The sequence below is a fragment of the Klebsiella sp. GN_Kp190 genome (assembly GCF_040061795.1).
GTDB lineage: Bacteria > Pseudomonadota > Gammaproteobacteria > Enterobacterales > Enterobacteriaceae > Klebsiella > Klebsiella michiganensis.
This window is the reverse complement of sequence record NZ_JBEAFN010000027.1, coordinates 169,634-193,992: the sequence shown is the minus strand read 5'-3', so window position 1 is coordinate 193,992 and position 24,359 is coordinate 169,634. Positions and strand designations below refer to the sequence as shown.

The 24,359-nt window shown below is 49.9% G+C and carries 24 protein-coding genes and 2 tRNA genes; 17 read left to right on the top strand and 9 right to left on the bottom strand.

The annotated features are described in order from the left end of the window. Positions 1 to 165 precede the first annotated feature (165 nt). The 4 genes from ABLU67_RS15825 (at position 166) to ABLU67_RS15810 (ending at position 3,731) form a co-directional block, all read left to right on the top strand. Positions 166 to 1,272 carry an alkene reductase gene (locus tag ABLU67_RS15825; protein WP_029669914.1) on the top strand — a complete coding sequence of 369 codons (1,107 nt, stop codon included), beginning with the start codon at positions 166 to 168 and terminating at the stop codon, positions 1,270 to 1,272. A gap of 81 nt (positions 1,273 to 1,353) precedes the next feature. Beyond that, entirely contained in the window at positions 1,354 to 2,055 is a 702-nt protein-coding gene (locus ABLU67_RS15820) for a DsbA family oxidoreductase (protein WP_032693563.1), read from the top strand. Between the two features lie 62 nt (positions 2,056 to 2,117). Further along, positions 2,118 to 2,891 (top strand): SDR family oxidoreductase, encoded by a 774-nt coding sequence (locus tag ABLU67_RS15815; protein ID WP_032693564.1) that lies wholly within the window; start codon positions 2,118 to 2,120, stop codon positions 2,889 to 2,891. A gap of 87 nt (positions 2,892 to 2,978) precedes the next feature. Next, on the top strand, positions 2,979 to 3,731 hold the full coding sequence (locus ABLU67_RS15810; protein ID WP_007374395.1) for an alpha/beta hydrolase: 753 nt from the start codon (positions 2,979 to 2,981) through the stop codon (positions 3,729 to 3,731). Positions 3,732 to 3,975: 244 nt separating this feature from the next. Here ABLU67_RS15810 and ABLU67_RS15805 read toward each other — a convergent pair whose 3' ends face one another. Next, complete coding sequence (locus tag ABLU67_RS15805; protein WP_024359916.1) at positions 3,976 to 4,470, bottom strand: thioredoxin family protein; 495 nt, start codon at positions 4,468 to 4,470, stop codon at positions 3,976 to 3,978. Positions 4,471 to 4,658: 188 nt separating this feature from the next. On the opposite strand from ABLU67_RS15805, the gene ABLU67_RS15800 reads away from it, so the two are divergent. From ABLU67_RS15800 to hxlB, 12 genes are all read left to right on the top strand, one after another. After that, positions 4,659 to 5,507, top strand: a complete 849-nt coding sequence (locus ABLU67_RS15800; RefSeq protein WP_049112351.1) for a DMT family transporter — start codon at positions 4,659 to 4,661, stop codon at positions 5,505 to 5,507. Between the two features lie 130 nt (positions 5,508 to 5,637). Continuing rightward, on the top strand, positions 5,638 to 6,861 hold the full coding sequence (locus ABLU67_RS15795; RefSeq protein WP_049112349.1) for a PatB family C-S lyase: 1,224 nt from the start codon (positions 5,638 to 5,640) through the stop codon (positions 6,859 to 6,861). A gap of 34 nt (positions 6,862 to 6,895) precedes the next feature. Next, positions 6,896 to 8,248 carry a glutathione-disulfide reductase gene (gene gorA / locus ABLU67_RS15790; protein ID WP_064375575.1) on the top strand — a complete coding sequence of 451 codons (1,353 nt, stop codon included), beginning with the start codon at positions 6,896 to 6,898 and terminating at the stop codon, positions 8,246 to 8,248. Between the two features lie 90 nt (positions 8,249 to 8,338). Beyond that, positions 8,339 to 9,100 carry a thiol:disulfide interchange protein DsbG gene (gene dsbG, locus ABLU67_RS15785; protein WP_049112396.1) on the top strand — a complete coding sequence of 254 codons (762 nt, stop codon included), beginning with the start codon at positions 8,339 to 8,341 and terminating at the stop codon, positions 9,098 to 9,100. Between the two features lie 223 nt (positions 9,101 to 9,323). Next, positions 9,324 to 9,635, top strand: coding sequence for a hypothetical protein (locus ABLU67_RS15780; RefSeq protein WP_072351805.1), 312 nt, complete (start codon positions 9,324 to 9,326; stop codon positions 9,633 to 9,635). Positions 9,636 to 9,833: 198 nt separating this feature from the next. Beyond that, the gene (locus ABLU67_RS15775; protein ID WP_015697025.1) at positions 9,834 to 10,802 is read left to right on the top strand and encodes a sugar-binding domain-containing protein; all 969 of its coding nucleotides are present in this window, start codon (positions 9,834 to 9,836) and stop codon (positions 10,800 to 10,802) included. A 419-nt stretch (positions 10,803 to 11,221) separates the two neighbouring features. Then, positions 11,222 to 11,671, top strand: a complete 450-nt coding sequence (gene gatA, locus ABLU67_RS15770; protein ID WP_047611334.1) for a PTS galactitol transporter subunit IIA — start codon at positions 11,222 to 11,224, stop codon at positions 11,669 to 11,671. 18 nt (positions 11,672 to 11,689) lie between these two features. Continuing rightward, the gene (locus ABLU67_RS15765; protein ID WP_024359913.1) at positions 11,690 to 11,983 is read left to right on the top strand and encodes a PTS sugar transporter subunit IIB; all 294 of its coding nucleotides are present in this window, start codon (positions 11,690 to 11,692) and stop codon (positions 11,981 to 11,983) included. A 24-nt stretch (positions 11,984 to 12,007) separates the two neighbouring features. Further along, entirely contained in the window at positions 12,008 to 13,261 is a 1,254-nt protein-coding gene (locus tag ABLU67_RS15760; RefSeq protein ID WP_020439340.1) for a PTS transporter subunit IIC, read from the top strand. Positions 13,262 to 13,285: 24 nt separating this feature from the next. Beyond that, a complete protein-coding gene (gene rpe, locus ABLU67_RS15755; protein ID WP_049089944.1) occupies positions 13,286 to 13,930 on the top strand; it encodes a ribulose-phosphate 3-epimerase in 645 nt (214 codons plus the stop codon). A 109-nt stretch (positions 13,931 to 14,039) separates the two neighbouring features. Then, entirely contained in the window at positions 14,040 to 14,792 is a 753-nt protein-coding gene (locus ABLU67_RS15750) for an SDR family NAD(P)-dependent oxidoreductase (RefSeq protein ID WP_015697030.1), read from the top strand. 15 nt (positions 14,793 to 14,807) lie between these two features. Continuing rightward, positions 14,808 to 15,368 carry a 6-phospho-3-hexuloisomerase gene (hxlB, locus tag ABLU67_RS15745; protein WP_049112345.1) on the top strand — a complete coding sequence of 187 codons (561 nt, stop codon included), beginning with the start codon at positions 14,808 to 14,810 and terminating at the stop codon, positions 15,366 to 15,368. Positions 15,369 to 15,419: 51 nt separating this feature from the next. Here the strand turns inward: hxlB and ABLU67_RS15740 are convergent, their stop codons facing one another. From ABLU67_RS15740 to mtfA, 8 genes are all read right to left on the bottom strand, one after another. Beyond that, the gene (locus ABLU67_RS15740) at positions 15,420 to 15,704 is read right to left on the bottom strand and encodes a DUF3892 domain-containing protein (protein ID WP_064375576.1); all 285 of its coding nucleotides are present in this window, start codon (positions 15,702 to 15,704) and stop codon (positions 15,420 to 15,422) included. A gap of 260 nt (positions 15,705 to 15,964) precedes the next feature. Then, on the bottom strand, positions 15,965 to 17,476 hold the full coding sequence (locus ABLU67_RS15735) for a sugar ABC transporter ATP-binding protein (RefSeq protein ID WP_223226851.1): 1,512 nt from the start codon (positions 17,474 to 17,476) through the stop codon (positions 15,965 to 15,967). Positions 17,477 to 17,495: 19 nt separating this feature from the next. Then, on the bottom strand, positions 17,496 to 18,476 hold the full coding sequence (locus tag ABLU67_RS15730; protein WP_049112342.1) for a substrate-binding domain-containing protein: 981 nt from the start codon (positions 18,474 to 18,476) through the stop codon (positions 17,496 to 17,498). A 41-nt stretch (positions 18,477 to 18,517) separates the two neighbouring features. Beyond that, positions 18,518 to 19,543, bottom strand: coding sequence for an ABC transporter permease (locus ABLU67_RS15725; RefSeq protein WP_032693575.1), 1,026 nt, complete (start codon positions 19,541 to 19,543; stop codon positions 18,518 to 18,520). Then, positions 19,540 to 20,988 carry a xylulokinase gene (xylB, locus tag ABLU67_RS15720; protein ID WP_072351807.1) on the bottom strand — a complete coding sequence of 483 codons (1,449 nt, stop codon included), beginning with the start codon at positions 20,986 to 20,988 and terminating at the stop codon, positions 19,540 to 19,542. The genes ABLU67_RS15725 and xylB overlap by 4 nt, the downstream gene beginning before the upstream one ends. Positions 20,989 to 21,747: 759 nt before the next feature. Beyond that, complete coding sequence (locus ABLU67_RS15715) at positions 21,748 to 22,998, bottom strand: integrase arm-type DNA-binding domain-containing protein (protein WP_049112341.1); 1,251 nt, start codon at positions 22,996 to 22,998, stop codon at positions 21,748 to 21,750. A 161-nt stretch (positions 22,999 to 23,159) separates the two neighbouring features. Then, a tRNA-Asn gene (locus ABLU67_RS15710) sits at positions 23,160 to 23,235 on the bottom strand. A 100-nt stretch (positions 23,236 to 23,335) separates the two neighbouring features. Further along, positions 23,336 to 24,136, bottom strand: a complete 801-nt coding sequence (mtfA, locus tag ABLU67_RS15705) for a DgsA anti-repressor MtfA (RefSeq protein ID WP_177950479.1) — start codon at positions 24,134 to 24,136, stop codon at positions 23,336 to 23,338. A gap of 90 nt (positions 24,137 to 24,226) precedes the next feature. Here mtfA and ABLU67_RS15700 point away from each other — a divergent pair. Beyond that, a tRNA-Ser gene (locus tag ABLU67_RS15700) sits at positions 24,227 to 24,316 on the top strand. Positions 24,317 to 24,359: the final 43 nt, after the last annotated feature.

The window sequence follows — 24,359 nt, the reverse complement described above, 5'->3', positions numbered from 1 at the left end:
CAGCATGATTTGTTCTTTTACCTATTGACCAATCAACTAGTAGGTAGGTATAGTGCAGCCATACGCTTAACCGGCATCAGGAAGCGATCGTCAGCTCCCCGGCCCGCTAAGTATTAACTCCGGCCCCAGCGGGGCTTTTCTCACTTTCGCCTTGCGAGGTATACGATGAGTAAGTTGTTCACCCCCTACAATCTGTCAGGCATGCAGTTAAAAAACCGCGTGGTCATGGCCCCGATGACCCGCACCCGCACAATGAACGACGTGCCGGATGACGTCGTTGCACTTTACTACGCCCAGCGCGCCTCTGCGGGGCTGCTTATCACCGAAGGCATGCCTGTTTCTGAAGAAGGGCGCGGCTATCTGTATACCCCGGGGATCTACAACGCTGCACACGTTCAGGGCTGGCGCAAAGTGACCGATGCGGTACATGCGAAGGGCGGCCGTATTTTTGCTCAGTTGTGGCATGTGGGCCGGATGTCTCATACCTCAATTCAGCCGGGCAACATCGCGCCAGTTTCCGCCGGTACCGTACAAGCGGTTAACACCACCGTCTTTGCACTGACCGAGTCTGGCGAACCGGGACCTGTCGTTCCAAGCCAGCCGCGTGCACTGGAAACCGCAGAAGTTCGACGCGTTACCGCTGACTTTGTCCATTCAGCGCGTCTGGCAATGGAGGCCGGGTTTGACGGCGTGGAAATCATGGCGGCGAACGGCTTCATTTTCGACCAGTTCCTCAGCAGTGAACTGAACCCTCGCACTGATGAATACGGTGGCTCTGTGGAAAACCGTCAGCGGTTCCTGCTGGAAACGGTTGATGCCATCTCTGCGGCTATTGGTAGCAATAAGGTGGGCTTGCGCATTTCACCGTTCGGGCGGATTTACGACCTGGCGCCTTATGAAGGTGAAGAAGAGATTTGGGCCAGTATCGCTGCGGCCCTCGGCCAACGTGAGCTGGCTTATGTGCACCTCTATTATCAACCTGTTTATACCCAGGCACCGGTACCTGCCGGTTTCAAAGCCGCGTTCCGTAAAACTCTGGGGGGCACCGTTATTGCCGCCGGCGGCTTCACCCGCGAGATTGCCGAAACCGCACTTGAGGCAGACGAACTGGATCTTGTTGCGTTTGGCGTGCCGTACATCGCCAACCCTGATCTGGTCGAAAGAATGCAGAACGGCTGGCCGCTGGCTGAAAGCGATCGCACGACGTATTACGGCGTGACGGGGTCGCCGGAAAAAGGCTACACCGATTATCCCGCCTGGGAAGCCAACTAACGCCACGTAGCTGGTGGTATTTGCGGTGCTCACATAAAGAGGCACCGCCAGACGACATTAATGGGGTATTCAGGAGCCAATATGCAAACCCTTAAGCCGATTATTACGATAGATATCTGGTCAGATCTGGTCTGCCCCTGGTGTTGGATTGCCAAAAAGCGTTTCGAACAGGGCCTTGCCGCCTTTGAACACAAGGAACAGGTCGTGGTCCGCCACCACAGTTTCCGTATTTCCGGCGACCGGCCTGCCGTGCCGTTCCGCAAAGCCCTTTACAAGAAGTTTGGCGGGGAACATGGGGCGGAACTGATGATGAATCAGGTGGGCACGGCCGGGAAGGCAGAAGGGCTCCAGTATAACTTTGACACCATGCTCTTTGGCGATACCGAAGATGCCCATACGCTGCTCGCGGCTGCACGTCACGCCAATATGGGCGACGCCATGGCAGAACGGTTTTATCGGGCCAGTGTGACTGAGGGGCGTTCCATTTTCGATCCGCAGGAGCTCATTGCGTTAGCTACAGAAGTGGGCATGTCCAGAGCCGACGCTGAAAGTGCCCTTGCCAATGAGGCCTTCCGTGCATCGGTGGCTGAAGATGAAGCCCATGCCCGGTCGATCGGGGTCAGCGGTGTCCCGCTGTTCCTGCTCAATGAAAAATATGCCATCAGCGGCGCGCAATCTGCGGACAACTTCCTGAACGCGTTGAAGCAAGTCTGGGAAGAAAAAGCGGCCGAATTGGCAAAAACCGACGGCCAGACCTGCGGCGCTGACGGTTGCAGCATCTGAAACCTGAACGAGCCGGCTGCATGACTGCCGGCAAATCTACCCTGCAAATAACGGAGTTCAAAATGAGCGATTACTTTAAAGGCAAAAAAATGCTTGTCGTGGGTGGCACCAGCGGCATGGGTCTGGAAACGGCGCGTATGGTGCTGAAAGCCGGTGGCAGCGTGGTACTGACGGGCAACAAAAAAGACAAGGCAGAAGCGGTTCAGAAAGAGCTGAGCCCACTGGGTTCCGTGTCCGTGATTGCGGCAAACCTGATGACCGAAGAGGGCATGAACGCCATTCGTCAGGAGATTAATGCTAATCATCGCGATATTAGCCTGATGGTCAATGCGGCCGGGATCTTCATGCCGAAAGGCTTTACCGAGCATTTGGAAGCCGATTACGACATGTACCTGATGTTGAACCGGGCAACCTTCTTCATCACGCAGGACGTGGTGAAGAACATGCTGGCCGACGGCCGTGAAGGGGCGATTGTGAACGTGGGCTCCATTGGCGCGCAAGCCGCACTCGGCGACTCACCGGCTTCCGCGTACTCCATGGCCAAAGCCGGTCTCCACGCCTTGACACGCAACCTGGCCATTGAGCTGGCCAGTGCGGGTATCCGCGTGAACGCGGTCTCGCCAGGGATCGTGCATACCCCGATTTATGAAGGCTTCATGGCGAAAGAAGACATTGCCGGCGCAATGCAATCGCTGAACGCTTTCCATCCGCTGGGGCGTGTCGGCACGCCGGAAGATGTGGCCAATACCATCTTCTTCCTGTTGTCCGACAAAGCCTCTTGGGTGACTGGCGCAATCTGGGATGTCGATGCCGGTATCATGGCCGTTCGCAGATAAGCTCGTCGTAACCTCGCAAAGCCGCCCCATGATGGGGCGGCTGATAGGCATCTTGCTTGTAATTCAACCATTCTTAAAGTTAACATAATGAAAAAATTGAAATTTACCTTCAAAAATGCAGAAGGTGAGGAACTTGCCGGGTTGCTTGAATTGCCAGAAAATCCAAAAGCCTTTGCCCTGTTGGCGCACTGCTTTACCTGCGGGAAGGATCTGAAAGGTGCTGCACGCATTGCCAGGAAACTGACAGAAAATTCAATTGCGGTGCTTCGCTTTGATTTCACCGGGTTAGGCAACAGCGAAGGCGATTTTTCCAATACCAATTTTTCCTCGAATATTTCTGACCTGCTGTGCGCGGTCGATTATCTTCGTCGGGAATACGAGGCTCCTTCGCTGCTGATTGGTCACAGCCTTGGCGGTTCGGCAATCCTCTCTATTGCAGCCAAAGTGCCTGAAGCCAGAGCGGTCGTAACCATAGGTTCGCCAGGCGAATTGACGCATGTACAGCGGTTGTTCAAAGACAATATCGAAGATATCAGGAACCATGGCGCTTTCCCGGTAGAGCTTGCAGGCCGGGTATTCACGCTCAAAAAGCAAATGCTGGATAACATTCAGGAGCATAAAATAGCGGAGAAGGTATTTACCATGAATAAGCCGCTGCTGATTTTTCATGCTCCCAATGATGATACCGTGCTGATTGAACAGGCAGAGAAAATTTTTAAAGCCGCCAGACACCCCAAAAGCTTTATCTCACTGGGTGAAGCAGATCATCTTCTGACGCATCCTCAGGATGCGGAATATGTTGCCGGGATTATCGTTGCCTGGAGTTCTGCTTACATTTAGAGGGCGTGTAAAGCTTCGCGAAGCTGCTGGTGCTGTCGTTGGCCACTGAATAAACGGGTGTAGCATTTTGATTGCACATACAAAACTGCGTAGCATGCTTTCTTTACGCGAAAAAAGCCCTGCTTAGATGCAGGGCTAAGGGCATTGTTGCTATGGTTTATTTTTATTATTTCCCTGGCATTGCTCAACTTCCAGGTTTATTACCTTCAAGTTGAGATTCAATTAATTTAACTTTAACGCTCTCTTATTTTCCTGGAAAAATTGAAGTCACTTCGCGGGCGGTATCGACCAGAAGCTCACCGTTTTTGTACCTCTCGCTCACTTCTCCATTGTTGCCGGTAGCATTTTCAGGTCGTTCAATAAACTGCCCCAGCGGAGTCGCGTTCTCATCCAGTACCACGGCAAACGGAATTTTGACTTTATCGACACCAAAGTGTGCCTTAAAGACGGCTTCAGCCTTGTCGCGGGTGATAATACCCAGACGTATTGCCGGCGCTGACGCGGCAATGGCATGGATTACAGGCAAGTTTTTATGGCAGTCGGGGCACCACATTTCAGCAGCTACCAGAATGCTGTACGAACCCGGAAGTTGCGAGAGCTTACTAATGACATCGTCAGGTAATGCCTCGTTGGCAAGCCCCTCAAAATGCCGTAATGCATTGCGGTCTTCTTCTGCTCCGCTGCCAACAAATTCGTTATAATCTGATGCTGCTTCGAGCAGTACGTTGAAATCTTGCATATGTTCTCCTTTGTTAGTAACGGGGGCTAAGGCTTCACATAAATCTGGCAATGATAAAGGCCAATTCTCCATGCATGACCTGAAAAGGCGTACCATTTTAGTGTCTGGCTGCCATAAGTAGATATTGCCATCCTACCTACTAATTGATAGATTATCACGTAATTTGTTAATTTTGAGGCGTCACGCTGATGGGGCGGTCTGTTGGATTCAAGATAGTGATAGCAATGATGGCATTCGCAGCCAATTCTGTGCTCTGTCGGATTGCGTTGAAAGGCGAACATATTGACCCGGTGACGTTCAGTGACCTTCGCCTGATGAGCGGGGCGGTGGTCTTATTACCACTGTTGTTGAGACGTGAGGGGAAAAAGCAGGGCGTCTGGAGCTTGAAAAGCGGGTTCTTTCTTATGGCCTACGCCCTGTGTTTCTCCCTTGCCTATATCCATTTGGATACAGGAACAGGTGCTTTGCTCTTGTTTGGCGTTGTGCAACTGGCGATGGTGGCCCATGGCCTTTTCCATGGGGAAAGGCTGTCTTTTTCCAGAGCAACGGGGCTTGGGCTGGCTGTAGCCGGCATGGCTGCTCTTCTCTTACCTGGTGCCAAAACGCCCCCCTTGGGCAGCGCTGTTCTGATGGCGCTTTCAGGCCTTGCCTGGGCGGCTTATACCCTCTGCGGAAAGCGCTCTCCCAGCGCAGCGCAGGCCACTGCGGCAAATTTCATCCTTGCTGTACCTTTTGCCCTGGTGTTGTCGCCGTTCATTAGCCAGGGAGCGCACTTCGACGGTATCGGAATTCTCCTGGCAGTGCTCTCTGGTGCGGGTGCTTCTGCCGGAGCCTATGTGCTGTGGTATTCACTTTTACCTCGTCTTGAGTCTGTTGCAGCCAGTACGGTTCAGTTGAGTGTGCCCTGTCTGGCGATGCTGGGAGGCGTAACATTTTTGGGCGAGTCACTGAGCCTCAGAATGGCATTTTCAACGCTGGCAGTCCTTGCGGGCATTATGTTGGTGATCAAGGCACCGGGGCAGAAAATACGGCACTGATATCAACGTGCCAGTCATGACTTGATCACTCTGCAAATGGTTTTTTAGGTTTTAAAGCAAAGGAATATCTAATCGTTAGCAAAATCAGTGACGCTGTGACCTCTTTGGATAAACTAATCGGGTAACCTCTATGAAATACGATTTTGATGAAGCAGTGGACAGGGCAGGGACAGACAGCTTAACCGTCGACGGCTGGCGTGAATATATGTTTGGTGCCCATGAAGGCCCCGCGCCGGAAGTACCGGCCAATGGTTTTATAAACCTCTGGGTAGCAGATATGGCTTTTTCCACCCCCGAGCCGGTGCTTGAAGCCATACGTTCCCGGTTAGATAAAAAAATTCTTGGCTACACCCGCATTTATGACAGGGATTACTATGAGATTTTTGGGGCCTGGTGTGAAAGGAATTACGGATATCGGTTTCAGGAAGAAAGCATTGTTTTCTCCCCTGGTATTATCCCTGCGCTTAACCGATTGGTGCCGTTACTGACCCACGAAGAAGACAGCATCCTCATCCTGACCCCTTCTTACGCACCGTTTAAAAAAGCCGGAGACTATAGCGGTCGTCGCGTCGTCGATTGCCCGCTTAGAAATAACGAAGGCCACTGGGCGGTAGATTTTGAGGCAATGGAACAAGCCCTGAGCGATGAGCAGCAGCGAATTAAAGCCTTCTTTCTCTGTAACCCGCATAATCCCACCGGGCGAGTTTGGCGACGTGATGAGTTGCAGAAAATGATAGCGTTATGCCTTAAACATGATGTGTGGGTTATTTCTGATGAAATCCACTGTGATTTATCCCGCTCGGGTGTCACGCATATCCCCGCCGCGTCAATTTTTCCTGAAAATCATAAAATTATCACCTGCATGTCGACCAGCAAAACGTTCAACCTGGCGGGTAACCTGCTTGCAAACATCATGATCCCTGATGCCTCAGTGAGAGCCGAATGGCTTCGCCTGCATGATGATTTTATCTCTCCGCTGAGCCTGGTGGCTAACAAGGCCGCCTGGTCCGAGTGCGATGAGTGGTTGACTCAGGTCAGGCACTACATTGACGAGAACTTCCGTTTTCTGCAGGACTACCTGGGGACATATCATCCGCTGGCCCGTTTTATCATTCCGGAAGGGACTTATCTTGCCTGGATTGATATCTCTCGTTTGGTAGATGTCAGTAATCAGGAAGAGGTAACCCTCTTTTTTGCCAGACATGCGGGTGTATTGCTTGAAGGGGGGCAAATGTTTGTCAGTAACGGCGACGGGCACATCCGCCTTAATCTGGCTTGTCCACGCGCTATGCTTGCTGAGGGGCTCAACCGCATAAGCAAGGCATTGAGTGCGAGTTCTGGCGATGCTACCTGAACGATGACCGCAGCGATGCTGCCTGGAGAACAAAATGACGAAACACTATGACTATATCGCGATTGGTGGTGGTAGCGGTGGTATCGCCTCAATCAACCGTGCGGCGATGTATGAGCAGAAATGCGCTTTGATTGAAGCGCGGGAGTTGGGCGGGACTTGCGTCAATGTGGGGTGTGTACCGAAAAAAATAATGTGGCACGCTGCGCAAATCGCAGAGGCCATTCATCTTTATGGCCCAGACTATGGCTTCGATACCACATTAAACCGCCTTGACTGGGCTAACTTGCTAAAAAACCGCAGTGCCTATATCGATCGTATTCATACTTCATACGAAAATGTGTTAGGTAAAAACAAGGTAGATGTCATCAAAGGTTTTGCCCGGTTTGTGGACGCGCATACGGTGGAGGTCAACGGGGAAACGATTACCGCTGACCATATATTGATAGCCACCGGTGGTCGCCCTAGCCATTCCTCTATTCCGGGAGCGGAATACGGAATTGATTCAGATGGTTTTTTTGCGCTTGAGGCGCTACCGGAGCGCACTGCAGTTGTTGGTGCAGGCTACATTGCTGTTGAACTGGCAGGTGTTCTCAATGCATTGGGGTCAAAAACCCATTTGTTCGTACGTAAGCATGCGCCTTTGCGCAGTTTTGACCCGTTGCTCACAGAAACACTGGTTGAAGTCATGAACGTCGAAGGCCCAACGTTGCACACCCAAGCGATCCCCACTGCAGTGGTCAAAAACCAGGACGGCAGCCTGACACTGAAGCTGGAAGATGGTCGTGAACAAACGGTTGACTGTTTGATCTGGGCGATTGGCCGTGAGCCAGCCAATGACAAGTTGAACGTTGAGATGGCGGGTGTTGAACTCGATGAAAAAGGGTACGTCAAAGTTGATAAATATCAGAATACCAACGTGCCGGGTGTTTACGCGGTGGGTGATAATACCGGTGCGGTTGAGTTAACACCGGCAGCTGTTGCTGCGGGCCGTCGCCTTTCAGAACGCTTGTTTAACAACAAGCCGGATGAGTATCTGGATTACAACAATATCCCCACAGTCGTCTTTAGCCACCCAACAATAGGTACCGTTGGCCTGACTGAACCCCAGGCGCGTGAGGAATATGGTGATGATCAGGTGAAAGTTTATCAGTCATCTTTTACCGCCATGTACACCGGCGTGACGCGTCATCGCCAGCCATCCCGCATGAAGCTGGTATGTGTGGGGTTGGAAGAGAAAATCGTCGGTATCCACGGTATCGGTTTAGGCATGGATGAAATACTGCAAGGCTTTGCTGTTGCGCTGAAAATGGGAGCAACGAAGAGAGACTTCGACAATACCGTGGCAATTCACCCAACTGCGGCAGAAGAATTTGTCACGATGAGATAATGGTGAGTAGTGCCATTTAGCACGTGACGGGAGGGCTGGAGGTTTGTTAAACAACGGCCCGTAATGAGTACGTATTATATTGAGATAAGAATGAACAAATACATCCTCGCGTTATCTGCTGCACTTATCGGCTCGCAGGTTCAGGCAGCAACGCCCGCAGCGCTTCCCGCACCGATCAAGCAGTTGGAAAAACAAGGTATAGAAATAATCAAACCCTTCACGGCTCCCGGTGGGGTTCAGGGCTGGTTGGGAAAATATCAGGGAACGGGGGTGACAATTTATCTGACCCCCGATAAAAAACATGCCATATCAGGTTATATGTACGATGAGAATGGAAGTAACCTCAGCGAACAGGTCATAAAAGAGGAGATTTACATCCCTGCTGGCCGCGAGATGTGGAAAACACTGTCCAAAGCTGCCGGTATCACGGAAGGCAGCAATAATGCAAATTGTCAGATTGTCGTGTTTGCCGATCCTTTTTGTCCTTACTGTACAAAATTCAGACAGGAAGTGCAGCCCTATATTAAGGACAATACAATCGCTTTGAAAACGCAGTTAGTGGGTGTCATGCAGCCCGACAGTGGCCGTTACGCGGCTGCGATATTGTCTTCTGAAAACCCCGCGAAGGTCTGGCAGGATTTCGAGTTGTCGGGTGGCAAAAACAAGCCTGCACTTTTGGAGAAAACGCCGCAGCCGATTTTCTCGCAGATCCAATACAACCAGAAATTGATGGAAGATGTGGGGGCAAGCGGTACGCCAGCAATTTATTATCTTAACCACGCCAACATGCTTCAACAGATCGTCGGTCTGCCGGACCAGGAACAGATGGCCAATCTTATAGCGTGTAAATAGTTTCTGAGTCACTGGCTGCGAAATGGGTAAATTCACACATGGATGTGGGGATTTTATGAGTACACCCCTTAAAATCCTATTTTTATCTTGTGCTTATGTGGCTATCAGATCTTTTCGCTATGTGTTTTGTACTGCTTTAGAATGGCGCAGCGCAAAGTGAACGGATTGAAATGTAAATCAGCTACCCTAACTAACGAAACCCGATGCAACCTGGAGAAAAGACATGAACAGAGCTCAATTGTTTTCTTATCTTTTTTTAACGGGATTTTCCGTTATAGCGTTTGCCTGTCAGGGAGGTGAAGGCGGGAAAGGCGGAACTGGAGGAAAAGGGGGATCCGTGGTAATCGGTAATCAAAACGGTGGGGCTGGTCTTAATGGAAAAAACGGAAAATCTGGGATGAATGGTTGTCCCGGTGGAACTCAGGCCACACCAGATGGGCATTTTTATCTGCGAGGAACACATGAGCAATGTAACCCGTTTCACGCCAAAAAACAGAAATCACAGGCCACAGCGTCACTGATTGAGAGCACATAATGTAAAGCCTTGCCACCGTCTAAAAAACTCTGCTCTCTTCACCCATTATCATCAGATGTGTCAGCTATCACACCGCCAAAAGATAAGACTCATTTGCTCATGTCAAAAGAGCAGGTAAAAGTGTACTCTTATGAGTAAATTGCAGGGGTAACAGTTTAACTCAGCTGATATTGTCTTTGGATGAAGATGGAATGCTCTATGCCTAAACGTATAAAAAACAGCCGCTGGTCAGGTTACGATCCCCGCTATATCTATTCTCTCGTCGTCCGACGTTACTTTGTTGAGATGAAGACCAAAACTGAGATTGCTGAAGAACTCGAGATTTCGAGATTTAAAGCGGCGCGTCTTATCGATGAGGCAATAAAGGAAGAGTATGTGAAGTTTCTCTTTCCAAAGCAGCAACTGCTTGACGAAGAGATCGCACTTAATCTCTGCGGAAAGTATGGTCTGCAGAAGGCAATCGTGCTTTCCGTGTCAGAATCCTGGTCCAATCAGGAAGAACTGAATGAGAAGCTGGGGGGTATCACTGCAAGTTATCTCAACAATAATCTCGCTGAGGGAATGAAGGTTGGTATTGCCTGGGGACGCGTTTTATCCAGCACAGTGAGTCAACTCACCAGCTTGCCGGCATTAGATGTTGTTCAGCTATCTGGCGTTCATCCCGGCATTGAATTTAGCCAGGGTCCGATCGACCTTATCCACAGACTGTCGACTATCTCTCAGGGCAAGGCTCATCCTATGTATGTGCCGATGTGGGTGGATGATGAAAGCCTGGCCCAAAAACTGGCCAGTGATCCGGCTGTGGTGGATACCCAACAATATTATTCTCAGCTGGATGTTGTCATCACCGGTATTGGCGCCTGGAAAACGGGCTCATCCAGTTTGTGTGATATTTTTCCCGAGTCGTGGCAAAAAAATCTGTTTGAGAAAGATATCGCTGCGGATGTCTGCATTACTCTCGTTAACAGTAAAGGCGAGATCCTTGATAGCCCGATGAGCCGTCTTGGGTTTGGTATTTCAACCGAACAATTGCGTAACACGAAAACCGTGATTGGTGTGGCGGGGGGAGAACAGAAGTATGAAGGCATCGTCGCTTCCCTCAAGTCAGGCCTTTTAGATGTGTTAATCACTGACTTCGATACTGCGGTGAAGCTTGTCAATTCCTGATTGAAATAGATCCCGGAACATCAGCAACAGGGGCGTAGCCCGCGCCCTTGATCACCTTCCTCTCAGGCATGCATTAGGCACTGCTATCAGTCATTCAGTAAACCCTCATGACTTAGATCAGAGCATGGCCAAATCCTCTGACATAGGTCAGTTCGCATATATAATCCTTCAAAAAATCTATTATCCGTCTGATTTATAATAAAAATTTTACTTCCCCTCTCCGGTTGACTTGATTGATCTAAAAGATGAATTACTCGATGTTGCTCATATGAGCAATTATTTGCGTGCACTTATGCATTTATTTTGTGATCAGCTTATAACTTTTGCATGTTTTCTGTTTGCGCGGAAAATTGGCATGCTATAAATGCTCATGTGATCGATTGTGTTTGCTCTAATGAGCAAAAAAGCGAGGTGAAAAGGTGAGTACAGTCGCTATTAATGTTGCAGATGGTGCAGCATTCAAAAATTACGATGAGGTGCTGCAGCACATCCATGAAAAGCTGTATTCAGAAGGGATAGTGAAAAAGACCTATCTGGCAGCACTGCGCGAACGCGAAGCCATGTATCCAACCGGTATTTTGCTTGATGGTTATTCTGTGGCGATCCCACATTGCGACAGCAACCAGGCCAACAGCCCGTCGATTTATATTATTCGCTTACCTGAACCGGTTCAGGTTGATCAGGCTGATGGCGACGATAAATTGTGGGTCAAACTCATTATCAATTTGGTCGTTACCGATCCGGCTAATCAGTTGCAACTGCTGAAGGCCCTTTTTAGTAATCTTCAAATGGAAGACTTTTATCAAAATTTACTTGAGCTTCCTTCCGAGAAAGCGCAGGCACTTTTTATTTCCACCGTCATGCAATAAGAGTTCAGGAGCATAATGATGATTAATATCCTCGTAGCCTGCGGGAGCGGTGTCGCAACGTCAACTATCGCTGCTGATGAAGTGAAATCCGTGTGTACAGAATATGGCATTACTCAGTTCAAAATAAATAAATGCAGCATGTCAGAACTTCCTTCTGAATTACAGAATGCTGATGTGATTTTAACCACGAATAACTACAAAGGTGATATCGGAAAACCGCATATGAGTGTGGCCGGGTTTATCACCGGGATTAATGAAGCTGTGTTACGAAAAAAACTAGGGGATTTATTAACAGAGCTGGCTAAAAACTAATAAGAAAACACAGGGGATGACAAGATGGACATGTTAAAAAACATAATGCTAACGATAACAAGCATGGGGGCAACGGCAATCCTACCACTTGTCATCTTCATTTTGGGTTTGGTTTTCCGCATGAAAGTCGGTGCTGCCATTAAGTCTGGTATCACCGTGGGTATCGGTTTTATTGGTTTAGGTTTGGTTGTTAATCTGTTGAGTACATCCCTGCAGCCGGCAATTGCCTACTATTCAAAACTGGGAAGCGGATTCACTGTGGCTGATATCGGATGGCCTGCGGTGGGCGCGGCCGCATGGGTGGCACCCTTTGCCGCTTTAGTTGTTCCAGTGGGTATTATTCTTAATTTGCTACTTGTTCGGCTTAAATTAACCAAAACGCTGAACGTTGATATCTGGAATTATATGCACTTCCTGGTTCCCGGCGCGCTGGCCTATTTCGTGTTTGACAGCTTCTTTATCGGTTTTGGCGTGGCAGTCGCACTTAGCGTTATCGCTCTGTTTATTGGCGATTTAATTGCTCCCCGTTGGCAGAAATATTATGGCCTGGAAGGGACGACCTGTACCACCATGATCCATATAGGCTGGACATTACCTTTTGCACTGCTGGTCAATAAAATTATCGACCTGATCCCCGGCCTGAACAAGCTCGACGTTGATTTGGAGAGCGTACAGAAACGTCTGGGTGTGTTTGGTGAACCCGCTATCATCGGTGTCATTGTAGGTTGTCTGCTTGGACTGCTGACGAAACAGCCTGTGACCACTATTGTCCCGATGGCAATGGGGGTGGCTGCGGTAATGGTGCTCCTGCCTAAAGTGGTGGGTGTCCTGATGGAAGGACTGTCTCCAATTGGGAAAAGTGCCAAAGAGATTATGCAAAAGCAGATGGGTAAAGACGCCGAACTGAACATCGGTATGGATTGTGCCCTGGCACTGGGCGACCCAGCGACCATCACCGTCACCGTTATCACCATTCCGTTGACCATGCTTTGCGCACTGATTTTACCGGGGATCATGATTTTCCCCATCGGCGTTCTGATGTCAATCATCTATATGACAACCATGACCGTAATGGCCAGCAACGGAAACGTCATCCGCTCAATTATTTCAACCTTACTGTTCAGTATTGTCGTGATGTATTTAGGAGGGTATGTGGCTCCGGGTGCAACCCAATTCCTGCATGGCGCAGGCGTCGGCTTGCAGGGGCAGGGTACTGACTTTGTACTGACTGGCCCGTGGGAAGTATTGACGTATTGGTTGAGCACTGTATTCCATTGATTTTAAAAATGAGGTTTGCTTACCATGGCACAGATTTTACCATCAATTTTTGGCGCGAATATCTTAAGTCTGCAAGATGAGCTCCGTTTTTTAGAAGAAGAGAACACTGAAATATTGCATGTTGATTTAATGGATGGAACCTTCGTAAATAATATTGCCTTTGGGCCGAATCAAATTTCTGCAATGAAAAAAGCCAGCAAAATGACTTTCGACGTACACATGATGCTGGCTAATCCTGAAAGACATATTGATGATGTTATCAATACTGGCGCAGAAATGATCTCAGTGCATTATGAATCAACGCCGCATGTGCATTTTATTTTACAGAAAATAAAAAAGGCCGGGCGAAAAGCCGGTGTGGTCATCAATCCGGGTACGCCTGAAAGTGTTCTGGAATATTTGTTGGACGATATTGATTACATCCTGATTATGACCATTAACCCGGGGCAACCCGGGCAGACTTTCATCGAGAAAAGCCTCGAGAAAATCAGGAAAACCAGAGAAATGATTGCTGGCCGACACATTCAAATTGAAGTCGACGGTGGCGTTAATCTGGAAATAGCGGAAAAAGTACAGGAGGCGGGTGCTGATTTAATTGTTGTCGGTGGCGCATTATTTAATGACAACCCTAAAGCAAGCTATCAGGCATTAAAGTCTGTCATGCATTAAGTATCCAACATACATTCACGCGCTCTTAATTGAGCGCGTAATCATTATGTAGACCGCAGACGTGGGGGATTCCTCTCACGTTAAGTACAAAGATTCAGGAGAACAACCGATGAGTCATTTTGAAGGTAAAGTTGCGCTAATTACCGGTGGTGCGCATGGGATTGGTAAAGGAATTGCAAAACAATTCGCCGAACGCGGTGCGCATACCGTCATTGTCGATTATAACGAGGCTAATGGCATCAAAACTGCGCAAGAACTGACCTTTGGCAATGTTAAATCGCTCTTTGTCAAAACGGACGTCTCTGATCCGCAGGCACTGGCTGAAGTGCGCAGAAAAGTTATCGAAACTTATGGCCGTATCGACATTCTGGTTTTGAACGCAGGTGTCGCTTTTGCCAATAAAGTCAAAGACATTACTTTCGAAGAGTGGAACAAAACACTCTCAATCAACCTGACGGGTTTATTCAATACGGTCAAAGCCTTCTACGATGACTTTTTAACTAACCAGGGTTCAATCGTTTACATCTCCTCCGGTTCTGCGCTGTCAGGTACTGGCGGGGGGGTGAGCTATCCGGCCAGTAAAGCGGGGGGGGAAGGTCTTATTCGTGGTCTGGCGAAGGAGTTGGGTCCAAAAGGTGTTAACGTCAACGCTATCGCGCCGCGTCTTATCGACACCGGCGAAATGATGCGTGTTAATTACCCGACGCAGGCAGATTTAGACGCAGTACTGGAGAAAATTCCGGTCCGTCGTCTGGGCACAATCGATGATGTCGCAAACCTGGCCATCTTCCTTGCTGATAAGTCAAATTCTTACATCCAGGGACAGACGATCCTCATGGATGGTGGCCGTACAATTGCCTGACCGGAGGAAAAGAAAATGGGTGTTCAAGAAAATACTGTCAGTATTCTCAGGGAACTAGAACAAAACGCGCTCAATATCGACAATGATCAGGCACAGCATTTTATCGGAAAGATCCGCAATGCGAAGCATATTTTCCTGCAAGGTGCAGGGCGCAGCGGTATTGCCATCCGCGCGTTCGCTAACCGTTTATTGCATTTAGGCTTCTCGGTCAGCGTAGTTGGGGAAATTTCATCACCTCATACGAAAGCGGGTGATTTGTTAATTATTGGTTCAGGCAGTGGCGAAACAGGCAGTCTCAAGAGCCTTGCGCAGAAAGCCGTTGAGTGTGGTGTCGACGTGGCGCTGGTCACCATGAAAAAAGACTCTGCGATTGGCCAGTTGGCCAACTGCGTGCTGGTATTACCGGGAACGGTCAAAACTGAAAACGATCGCACTCTGGGCCAGTTTTCGCAGCCAATGGGTTCCTCTTTCGAGCAACTCTGCTTTATCACCTACGATGCCATCGTGCTTGAACTCATGGACCAACTGCGTGAAACCAGTGAAACCATGTTTAAACGACACGCTGATTTTGAGTAATGACACTGAGCGCTTCGCTGGAAGCGCTCATTCGCTTATAACATCGCATAATTAATAAGTGGGCAAATTACCCAGGTCATCGCATTTGGTATCATTAGGATCAGTCGTGAGATAAATCCCATCAATAACATGAACCATTGCCCCATAAACCCACTTGTCATTCACGTAGTTAATTGTTTGAAAGCTTGTCTTACCGGCATTTATCAACTCAGCGACAAACTGACGCGAGTTAATTGATGCGTCCTTCTCCCCATTACCGGCTTTGATGATTTTAACGTACTGAATGTGTTGCCCTGCATTGTCTCTGCGTACACCCGAGATGTAAAAGTCTGCCATTTCTCTTGCCCCTGCTGCGCTATGCCGTATAGCCACTTTGCACAACTTAATATCTGCCCTGTTGCAAATATGCCAATGACAGATTGCACAATTTTTCCACTCATTTTGCGCCAGCGCTCAGAGCCTGTATGCGGGGTAACTCACTTGATGCAATTTGTTTGGGTCTTCTGCAGGAGGGCAGCTATAACGTTAATCAAATGCTGAAACAAAAACGGCCAGCTTAGCTGGCCGTTGGATGCGTTCTGTTCGGAATGAGTGCCCTAAGCCTGGGCTTCAGCATGCTCCCATGCGGCTTTGCGAAGATCTGCGGGTTTAAGGTCGCGTGCAGGAATGATCACACCATCGCATTTACCCTGTCGGAACACCGTAATGGTATCTGCCACGTCCAGCAATTCCTCTTCCTCACTCGATACCACGATGACGCAGCAGCCTTTATCTGCCAACTGATGGATGATGCGATAAATATCCGCTTTTGCCCCAATGTCGACGCCTTTGGTCGGCTCATCCAGCAATACCAGATTGGCGTTTTGCGCAATGACCCTGGCGAGCAGAACTTTTTGCTGATTGCCGCCGGAAAGCGATTTAATCGGTCCGCTCAGCGTTCCCAGCGTATTCATCTTGCTTAGCAACTCAGCGGCGGCCTGCCGCGCAGCGCTGTGACTGACAAATCCGCCAGAACGGAATTTTTTCAGAACCGGCAGCATGGCGTTGGCATAACTCGACATCTGAGGAATGAAGCCATCTTTTTTACGTTCTTCTGTCAGGTAAGCAATCCCCTTATCAATGGCTTTTGCCGGTGAAGAAGGATGGTATTCTTTGTGACCCAGCCGGATGTCACCACCGGTAACGGTTTCCAACCCAAACAGCGTCTGGCACAAGCGCGTTCGGCCTGCGCCGGCCAGCCCGTATATACCCAAAATTTCCCCGCGATATGCCTCAAGGTTGATGCCTTTCAGGCGATCAGTCTGCAGGTTTGTGACCGAGAGCCAGGGTTTGCCCATCGCGCCGCGGATCAGACTACGGCTGTTAGACGGCGCCTGATAAGCATTTGCATCGCCCACAATAGCGTCAATGATGGCGCTTTTGCTCAGCGTCTTTTTGCCTTCGTTATAAATCACTCGGCCGCCGCACATGACGGTTGCTTCATCACAAACACCCAACACTTCGTCTAATTTATGAGAGACCAGCACTACGCCAATCTGCTTTTCGCGTGCGATACGTTGTACTGCCTGCAGCAGTTCTTCTGCCTGCGCACCTTCCAGCGCGGTCGTCGGTTCATCGAGGAAAAGAAAACGGGCGTCGCGATCAAGGTTAGAAACCACTTCCAGCATCTGCTTTTCAGGATGTGACAGATTTTTGACCAGCGCGGTAGCGCTGAAACTCAGATGGTAATCATTTAGTACTTTCTCGGTATGCGCGATCATACTTGCATCATCTATAAAGCCACTGCCTTTACGACATTCACGTCCGAGAAAAAGGTTTTGCCAGACGCTCATGCCGGGAATGAGACGGAGTTCCTGATACACACAAGCAATACCTTTGTTGAGTGCATCCCGTGGCGAAGCAAGGTGCACCGGCGTTTCGCCGATCATCAGCTCTCCACTATCCTGCGTGTTAACGCCCGCCAGGATTTTCAGTAGCGTTGATTTACCCGCCCCATTATGGCCAAAGAGGCCGTGGATCTCGCCAGGCTTTACGCTGAAATCCACACCGTGGAGAACCTGCACACCCGAAAAACCGATTTTGACCTGCTTCGCCACATAATTCATCATTCTTCGCCTTTCACTTAAGTCAGTATGCTGAACCCATTACCGATGCTGCGTTGTCTTTGGTGACCAGCAGCGGTGGGTTGTTGATCATGGCTGGAACCTGTTCACCGTTCAGACTCTTCTTGGCATTTTCAACCAGCAACTGAGCCAGTTTAACCGGCTCCTGAATCGCACCGGCTTTCAATATGCTGTTGTTCTGAACGGCTTTGACGCCTTCTTTATCCACAAACGCATACAGCTTCACTTTGTCACTGACCCCCAGTTGCTGGATTGCCGCCAGTGACCCGAGCGCGGAAGGTTCGGTGTCTGAGTACACGACGTTAATTTCTGGCCTGCCCTGCAGCATTTCAGTGGTGACTTTCAGGGAGGTTGTTTCTTCTACTTTGCCATTGACCAGCGCGACGAACTTAATGTTTTTGTTGGATGCCACGGCTTCCTTGAAGCCTTCATCACGTGCATTTGCGGCAATGGATGTTGGTTCTCCCACGATACCCACTGTCGCCGTGCCATTTTCACCAATGTCTTTCAACAACTGCTGGCCAATGAGCTTGCCGCCTTCACGCTGATCGGTCTGAACACCTTGAACCAGCGTGACGTTTTGCTGCTTCATCCCCTCGGTATCCGGAAGGATGTTGATGGCAAACGCCGGAATTTTTGCCTGATTAAGCTGGTTTATGATCGACACGCACGGGCCTGAGGAGACGCAGTTCACTGCGACCGCATCCACCTTCTGTTCAATGAAGTTCTGCACCTGCGAAAGTTGCTTGGCATCGTCATTATCAGCAATCGAAATTTTTACGTTCAAGCCCTGTGCCGCTGCATTGTCTTCAAAGCTTTTTTTCATGGCAACGTAATAAGGGTTGGTGAGGTTCGGCAGCGTAACGCCCAATGTTTTTTTGCCGGCACCCACGGTGCTTTCAGTATCCTCACGGTTACAGCCGGCGAGCATGCAGGACAGTGCGACTATCGCTGCACCTGCGGTGATTGTGGTACGGAGTTTCATGTTTATCTCCTGGATATATGTAGGTCAGGGTTTAAGAAGCGTTATTGTTGTGTTTTGCGTGACTTCCTGACTTTGAGCCAGGGGATCACGATTTTTTTCGAGGTACGTAAGGTATCGAAAGTGACGCCGAACAGGATGATCAGGCCGATGACCAGCGGCTGCCAGTAGGCACTGACGTTCAGCACGTTCATCAGATTCGATATTGAGGCAATAAGCATGGCGCCAATCATCGCGCCGATAAGGCTGCCAGTGCCGCCAAACAGACTGACGCCACCTACCACCGCACCCGCTATTGAGAAGAACAGTTCGTCACCACGGCCCGCCGTCGGATAGCCTGTCATCAGACGCGATCCATAAATCAGGCCGCCGCATGCCGCACAAAGCCCGGAAATTGCATACACCAACAGGGTGATGCGTGGAATGCTGATCCCCGATAAGCGTGCAGCATCTGCGTTACCGCCTACCGCATAGATGTGAGTCCCGGTGATGGTGCGGCGCAGGAAGATGACACCAATAACAATGGCCAGCAGCAGCGCTATGACAGGGAACGGAATACCCAGCGGTTTTGACTGACCGATGAGGCTGTAACCAATTTGCGTCACGCGTATCGATTCGGCGCCGGTGATAATTTGTGGTATGGATGCCGCAACCCCCATCATCGCAAAAGTGACAATGAATGGCGGCACGCCGGTGCGTTCGATTATCAGACCATTTACCAGCCCACTCAGCGCACCCACCGCCAAAACGATGGGTACGGCAAGCTGCCACGGAATGCCAAATTTCTCCATCAGCAAAGCTGCAACCACGCAGGTCATCGCCACGATGGAGCCGCAGGAGAGGTCGATACCCCCGGTCAGCAGGACAAAGGATTGTCCCAGGCAAAGGAAGCCGATGACCGCGCCGTTCAGAAGCAACACCATCATGTTCGAAACAGTCAGGAAGTTAGGCGTGGCGATAAACCCGCCCAGCATGACCAGTAAGAAAACAACGGCGATACCCGCTTCTGCAGGGACTTTGAGCGGCTGCTTAGGCGGTTTGATTTTTGCAGGGGTAGTTATTGAACTCATTGCAGCTCTCCTGATAATGCATTGGCATAGGTAACGTAAGCGTCCAGGACATGGCGCGCATCTTGTTGTGGCTCGGCCACTTTCTCAAGCGGCACACTCCAGCGATCGGCCATTTCAATATTTGTGCATCCCAGCACGGCAGCAGCAGCCTGAATGGCTGCACCCGCGGCTGCCGTTTCACCCACCGGAGAAATCCAAACGGGCTTGCCCGTCAGGTCAGCCAGAATCTGACGATAGGCTCGTGACTTTGCGCCGCCGCCGGTGACAACAATGCGACCGTCGTCAGTGAAGCCATGTTGTTTCAGTACCAGACCGCCCGCCAGCAGGCCGCACAGTACGCCTTCCACGGTGGCGCGAGCCATATCCTGCATCGTTGTGGTGGTACGTAATCCGCGCATGTGTCCCGTGGCGTCAGGAAGGTTGGGGGTGCGCTCGCCGTCCAGCCACGGAACAAGCTGAAGACCGTTGGCGCCGGGTGGCGAACTCAGCGCGAGCTCGTCGAATTCGTCAGGGGTAACGCGCAGCATTTTGCGAAATGTATCGGTGACTTTGGCGGAGTTCAATGTAGTAATCATGGGGATAAAGCGATCGGCCGCATCGGCATAACCGTTGATGGTGCCGGTGCTGTCGGTAATCCCTTTCCTGGTGATGCCATATAACGTACCGCTGGTCCCGATAGAGATACCGGTATCACCGGTTTTCAGGTTCATACCCAGTGCGGCAGACATGTTATCGCCGGTCCCGACACCCACGATTGCACCCGCCAGTTCCTCCAGCTCAGGCATCAACTTCACCACGCCTGCAGGTTGATGCGACGGGATGATAGTGGGCCAGCGGGAAATCCAGTCAATTTGACTGTTAACCACCGCTGCCAGCTGTGGTTCCCAGCTATTGGTGAAGGGGTTGAAGTAACCCGTACCGGATGCCCCGCCGCGCTCGCACACAAAGCTACCGCTCAGACGGTAAACCAGATAATCAAACGGCAGCATGATGCGGTGGGCTTTTTCCAGCAGCCCCGGATAATTTTGTTCTGTCCAGGCCAGTTTAGAAATGGTCATTGCTGGCCCCGGAACGGAGCCCGTCAGGCGTGCCCATTCTTCCGGAGCAATCTTCTCGCACAATTCACGCGCTTGCGGTGCAGACTCCGTGTCATTCCACAGCTTCGCAGGACGCAGCGGGCGATCGTGATTATCAAGCATGACGAGGCCGTGCCCCTGGCCACCGACAGCCAGACCTGCAATACGTGGCCACCATTGTTTTAATTCAGTGAGCGCGGAGACTAATGCATCCCACCAGGCTTGCGGATCCTGCTCGCTACACGGCGGTGTGGTCGGTGGATGCAACTTACGAGCCTGTGCGATCACCTTGCCATTTTCAAGACTACGCAGCATGACGGTACAAGACTGGGTGGAGGAATCTATACCCGCAACAAGGTCCTGTTTCATTGAACTACCTCTGAACTATCGTTAAGAAATGACAGAGCTGAAAGCGATAACTGAATGACAAGCAAACTGGGTTATGGTTTTAGATACTCAGTTTTGTGCTCATATGATCAGTTTTGTTTGCTCGTTTGTAAGATATAAACAATACCCACCGTAATAAATTCGTCAATTGTCGTGTTAAGGGAACGTTACGTAGCTCTCACTTTTAGTTTCACCTGGCAGCTCTGATGGTTTGTTCGTTTGAACAGTGAAATAACCTTGATTTTTTGCGGTCAGGTAGAAATTAGCTCTGAGCTTGATCTTCTGTATGGAGTTTAAGATTGTTTATTTTGGCAAGGGCAGTTATTTGAAGGGGTTTTATTTGCAAATAATCAAGTGAGATGAACGTGCTGGGGATGTGATACAGAAAGCTCATAATAAATGGTCTCAATGTTTAAGAGACGGTTAATAAAAGCAATTCCCCGCATACATTGGCAGTATGCCATGGTTTATCCGAAATCAAACGGCACTATGATAATAACCTCAGGGGGGATTGTTGAGTTAAATGAACTTTTCGCCTCAACCAGATCTTGTTTCCACATTTCTGATGTTACCGAGATATCCTGCGGCAAAAAATGCGTGGTGAGAATGCCTATCTGGCTATGAGAAATGACTGTGGACCGATCATTTCTATGGCTGTTTATGCAAATTAAAACAGGGTCCATTAGCTGAACCCTTTTTCAAAATTACCAATTAGTCACATCCTAAGGTTCATACCATCTGCTACTGGCGGCCCCTGACATAGGGTGGCACGAATTCCTCTCTGCATCTGTCCAAATAATCTGACCACCATTGCATCATCGCTTTACGGGCATCGAGATATTCTGCTTTATGGATGTAAGCCGCTCGAACGCTGTTACGCTCCTGGTGACTCATCTGCCGTTCAACCGCATCCTGCGCCCATAGGCCAGACTCCATCAGGGCACTACATGCCATTGCCCGAAATCCGTGGCCGCAGATTTCATCTTTTGTGTCATAGCCCATCAGGCGTAGCGCCTTATTGACCGTGTTTTCGCACATCGGTTTATACGGATTATGATCGCCGGGGAATATAAGTTCCTGATGTCCGGATATTTCCCGTATCTGTTTCAGAATAGCAATAGACTGACAGGAGAGTGGAACGATATGTGGAGTACGCATTTTTGCACCACGGCCAGAGTAGCGGACGCCGGGGATGGACTCGCGAGTGGCAGGAATGGTCCAGATTCTATTTTTGAAATCGATCTCAAACCAACGGGCGAAACGCAGTTCGCTGGAACGGATGAATAGGTGAAGGGTGAGTGAGACAGCCAGGCGGGTTAACTCTCGTCCTTGCTTGTAGTCCTCAATGCGTGCCAACAGTTCCGGTAGTCGCTCCAACTGAAGGGCGGGGTAATGACGTTTAACTGGCGGGGCGATGATACCCTCCAGATTTGCCGCGGGATTGTGCTCTATCAACTCCTGATGCACAGCATGACGCATTATGTTGCACATATGCTGCCGGGTACGTGCTGCGACTTCCAGCAGACCTTTTTTCTCAATGCTTTTCAGCAGGTCGATAAAGTGACGAGGTTTCAGTTCAGCTACCGGCAAGTGTCCAATCACAGGGAATATATGATTGTTCATGCTGGCAAGCAGGCGGGATGCGTGGTTCTCAGACCATGTTCGGTTGCTGTTATGCCACTCCAGTGCCACATGTTTGAAGGTTTTTTCTGGTGTGGAAGTGGTTCTTTCAGCAGAGCGCTGTTGTGCTGGATTGATATTTTGCGCGAGGAGTTTACGGATACCATCACGCTGTTGACGAGCATTAGCTAAAGACACGTCAGGGTAGGCGCCTAAGCCAAGGCGAGATTCTTTTCTATTGATACGATATTTGAGATACCAGAGACGTGAACCGCCTGGATTAACCAACAGGTACAGACCATGGGAATCGGAAATTTTGAAGGGTTTAGCGGATGGTTTTAAGTTGCGGATTTTTGTGTCGTTAAGAGACATTTGGGGGTCACTCCGTCATCGAACCAACATGACCCCAAATCTGACCACCAAATTCTCCCGATGCGGAGAGAAAACTAAAAATACATCGGGAAGATTTTTCGCGCTAACTTATTGAATCTAAATCACATAAGGATTCGCAAAGAGGCATGAAAACAAGAATTTGGCTCCTCTGACTGGACTCGAACCAGTGACATACGGATTAACAGTCCGCCGTTCTACCGACTGAACTACAGAGGAATCGTGTGAACGGGGCGAATACTACTGGTCTCGGATTTTTGTGTCAACACTAAATTTAACTTGCTGATTCAAATGGCTAAATTTAGTGCAGGTCGTTGTTTTAGTGTACTGCCGGGCTATCACCGTCATCCGGTGGGGTATTCTCACGTAATCTCTCCAGCGGATCCTGGCGATAGAACAGGCAAAAACGCTGCCAAAGCGCGGGAAAACGCGGGGCGAACAGCTCTGGCGCGCTGAAGAAGTATTCAGAGAGCACGGCGAAACATTCGCCAGGATCGGTGGCCGCGTAGGCGTCAATACTGGCGGCGCTTTCACCGACCAGATCGATCTCATCCTGAATATTGTTCATGGCAGCATGGAGATCGTGTTCCCAGCCTGCCACCTCGCGCAGGGGGATAAACGGCACGCCGCTCGCGCGATCGCCATTGCGGGTATCCAGCTTATGCGCCACTTCATGAATAATCAGATTGAAACCGGAAGCGTCGAAGGAGTCCTGAATATCCAGCCAGTTTAGAACAATGGGCCCTTGCTGCCAGCTTTGCCCTGATTGCACGATTCGCTGGCTATGCACCAGGCCGATATCATCTTCCCATTCGTCGTCGACAACGAAGGGGGCAGGGTAGATAAGCACTTCGTGAAAACCATCTAACCACTCGATGCCCAGTTCGAGAACCGGCAGGCAAAACAGGAGCGCGATACGAGCGCTCTGTAGGGGAGTGAGCTCCAGCCCCTGTAATGCAACCAGACGCTTCTGTTGCAAAAAGCGGGATGCCATTTGCGCCAGCTGCTGCTGCTCATGGTCGGAGAGGTTGGCTAATACAGGGATGGCAAGCGCCTTTTCCCAGGGGATTTCCGCGTTGCCGGACTCTTCATCTACTTTCCAGGGCCATTTAAACATCATATTGCTCGCAAAGTCGTCACTTGAACTGAATTAAAGAGACAGGAACTATTAAAATGCCAAAGAACCTGGCATTATAGCAACCTCAACAGCGGAGAGATGCCGGAGCGGCTGAACGGACCGGTCTCGAAAACCGGAGTAGGGGCAACTCTACCGGGGGTTCAAATCCCCCTCTCTCCGCCACTATTCAACAAAATCAACCAGTCGCAAAGCGCTTTTGATTTTG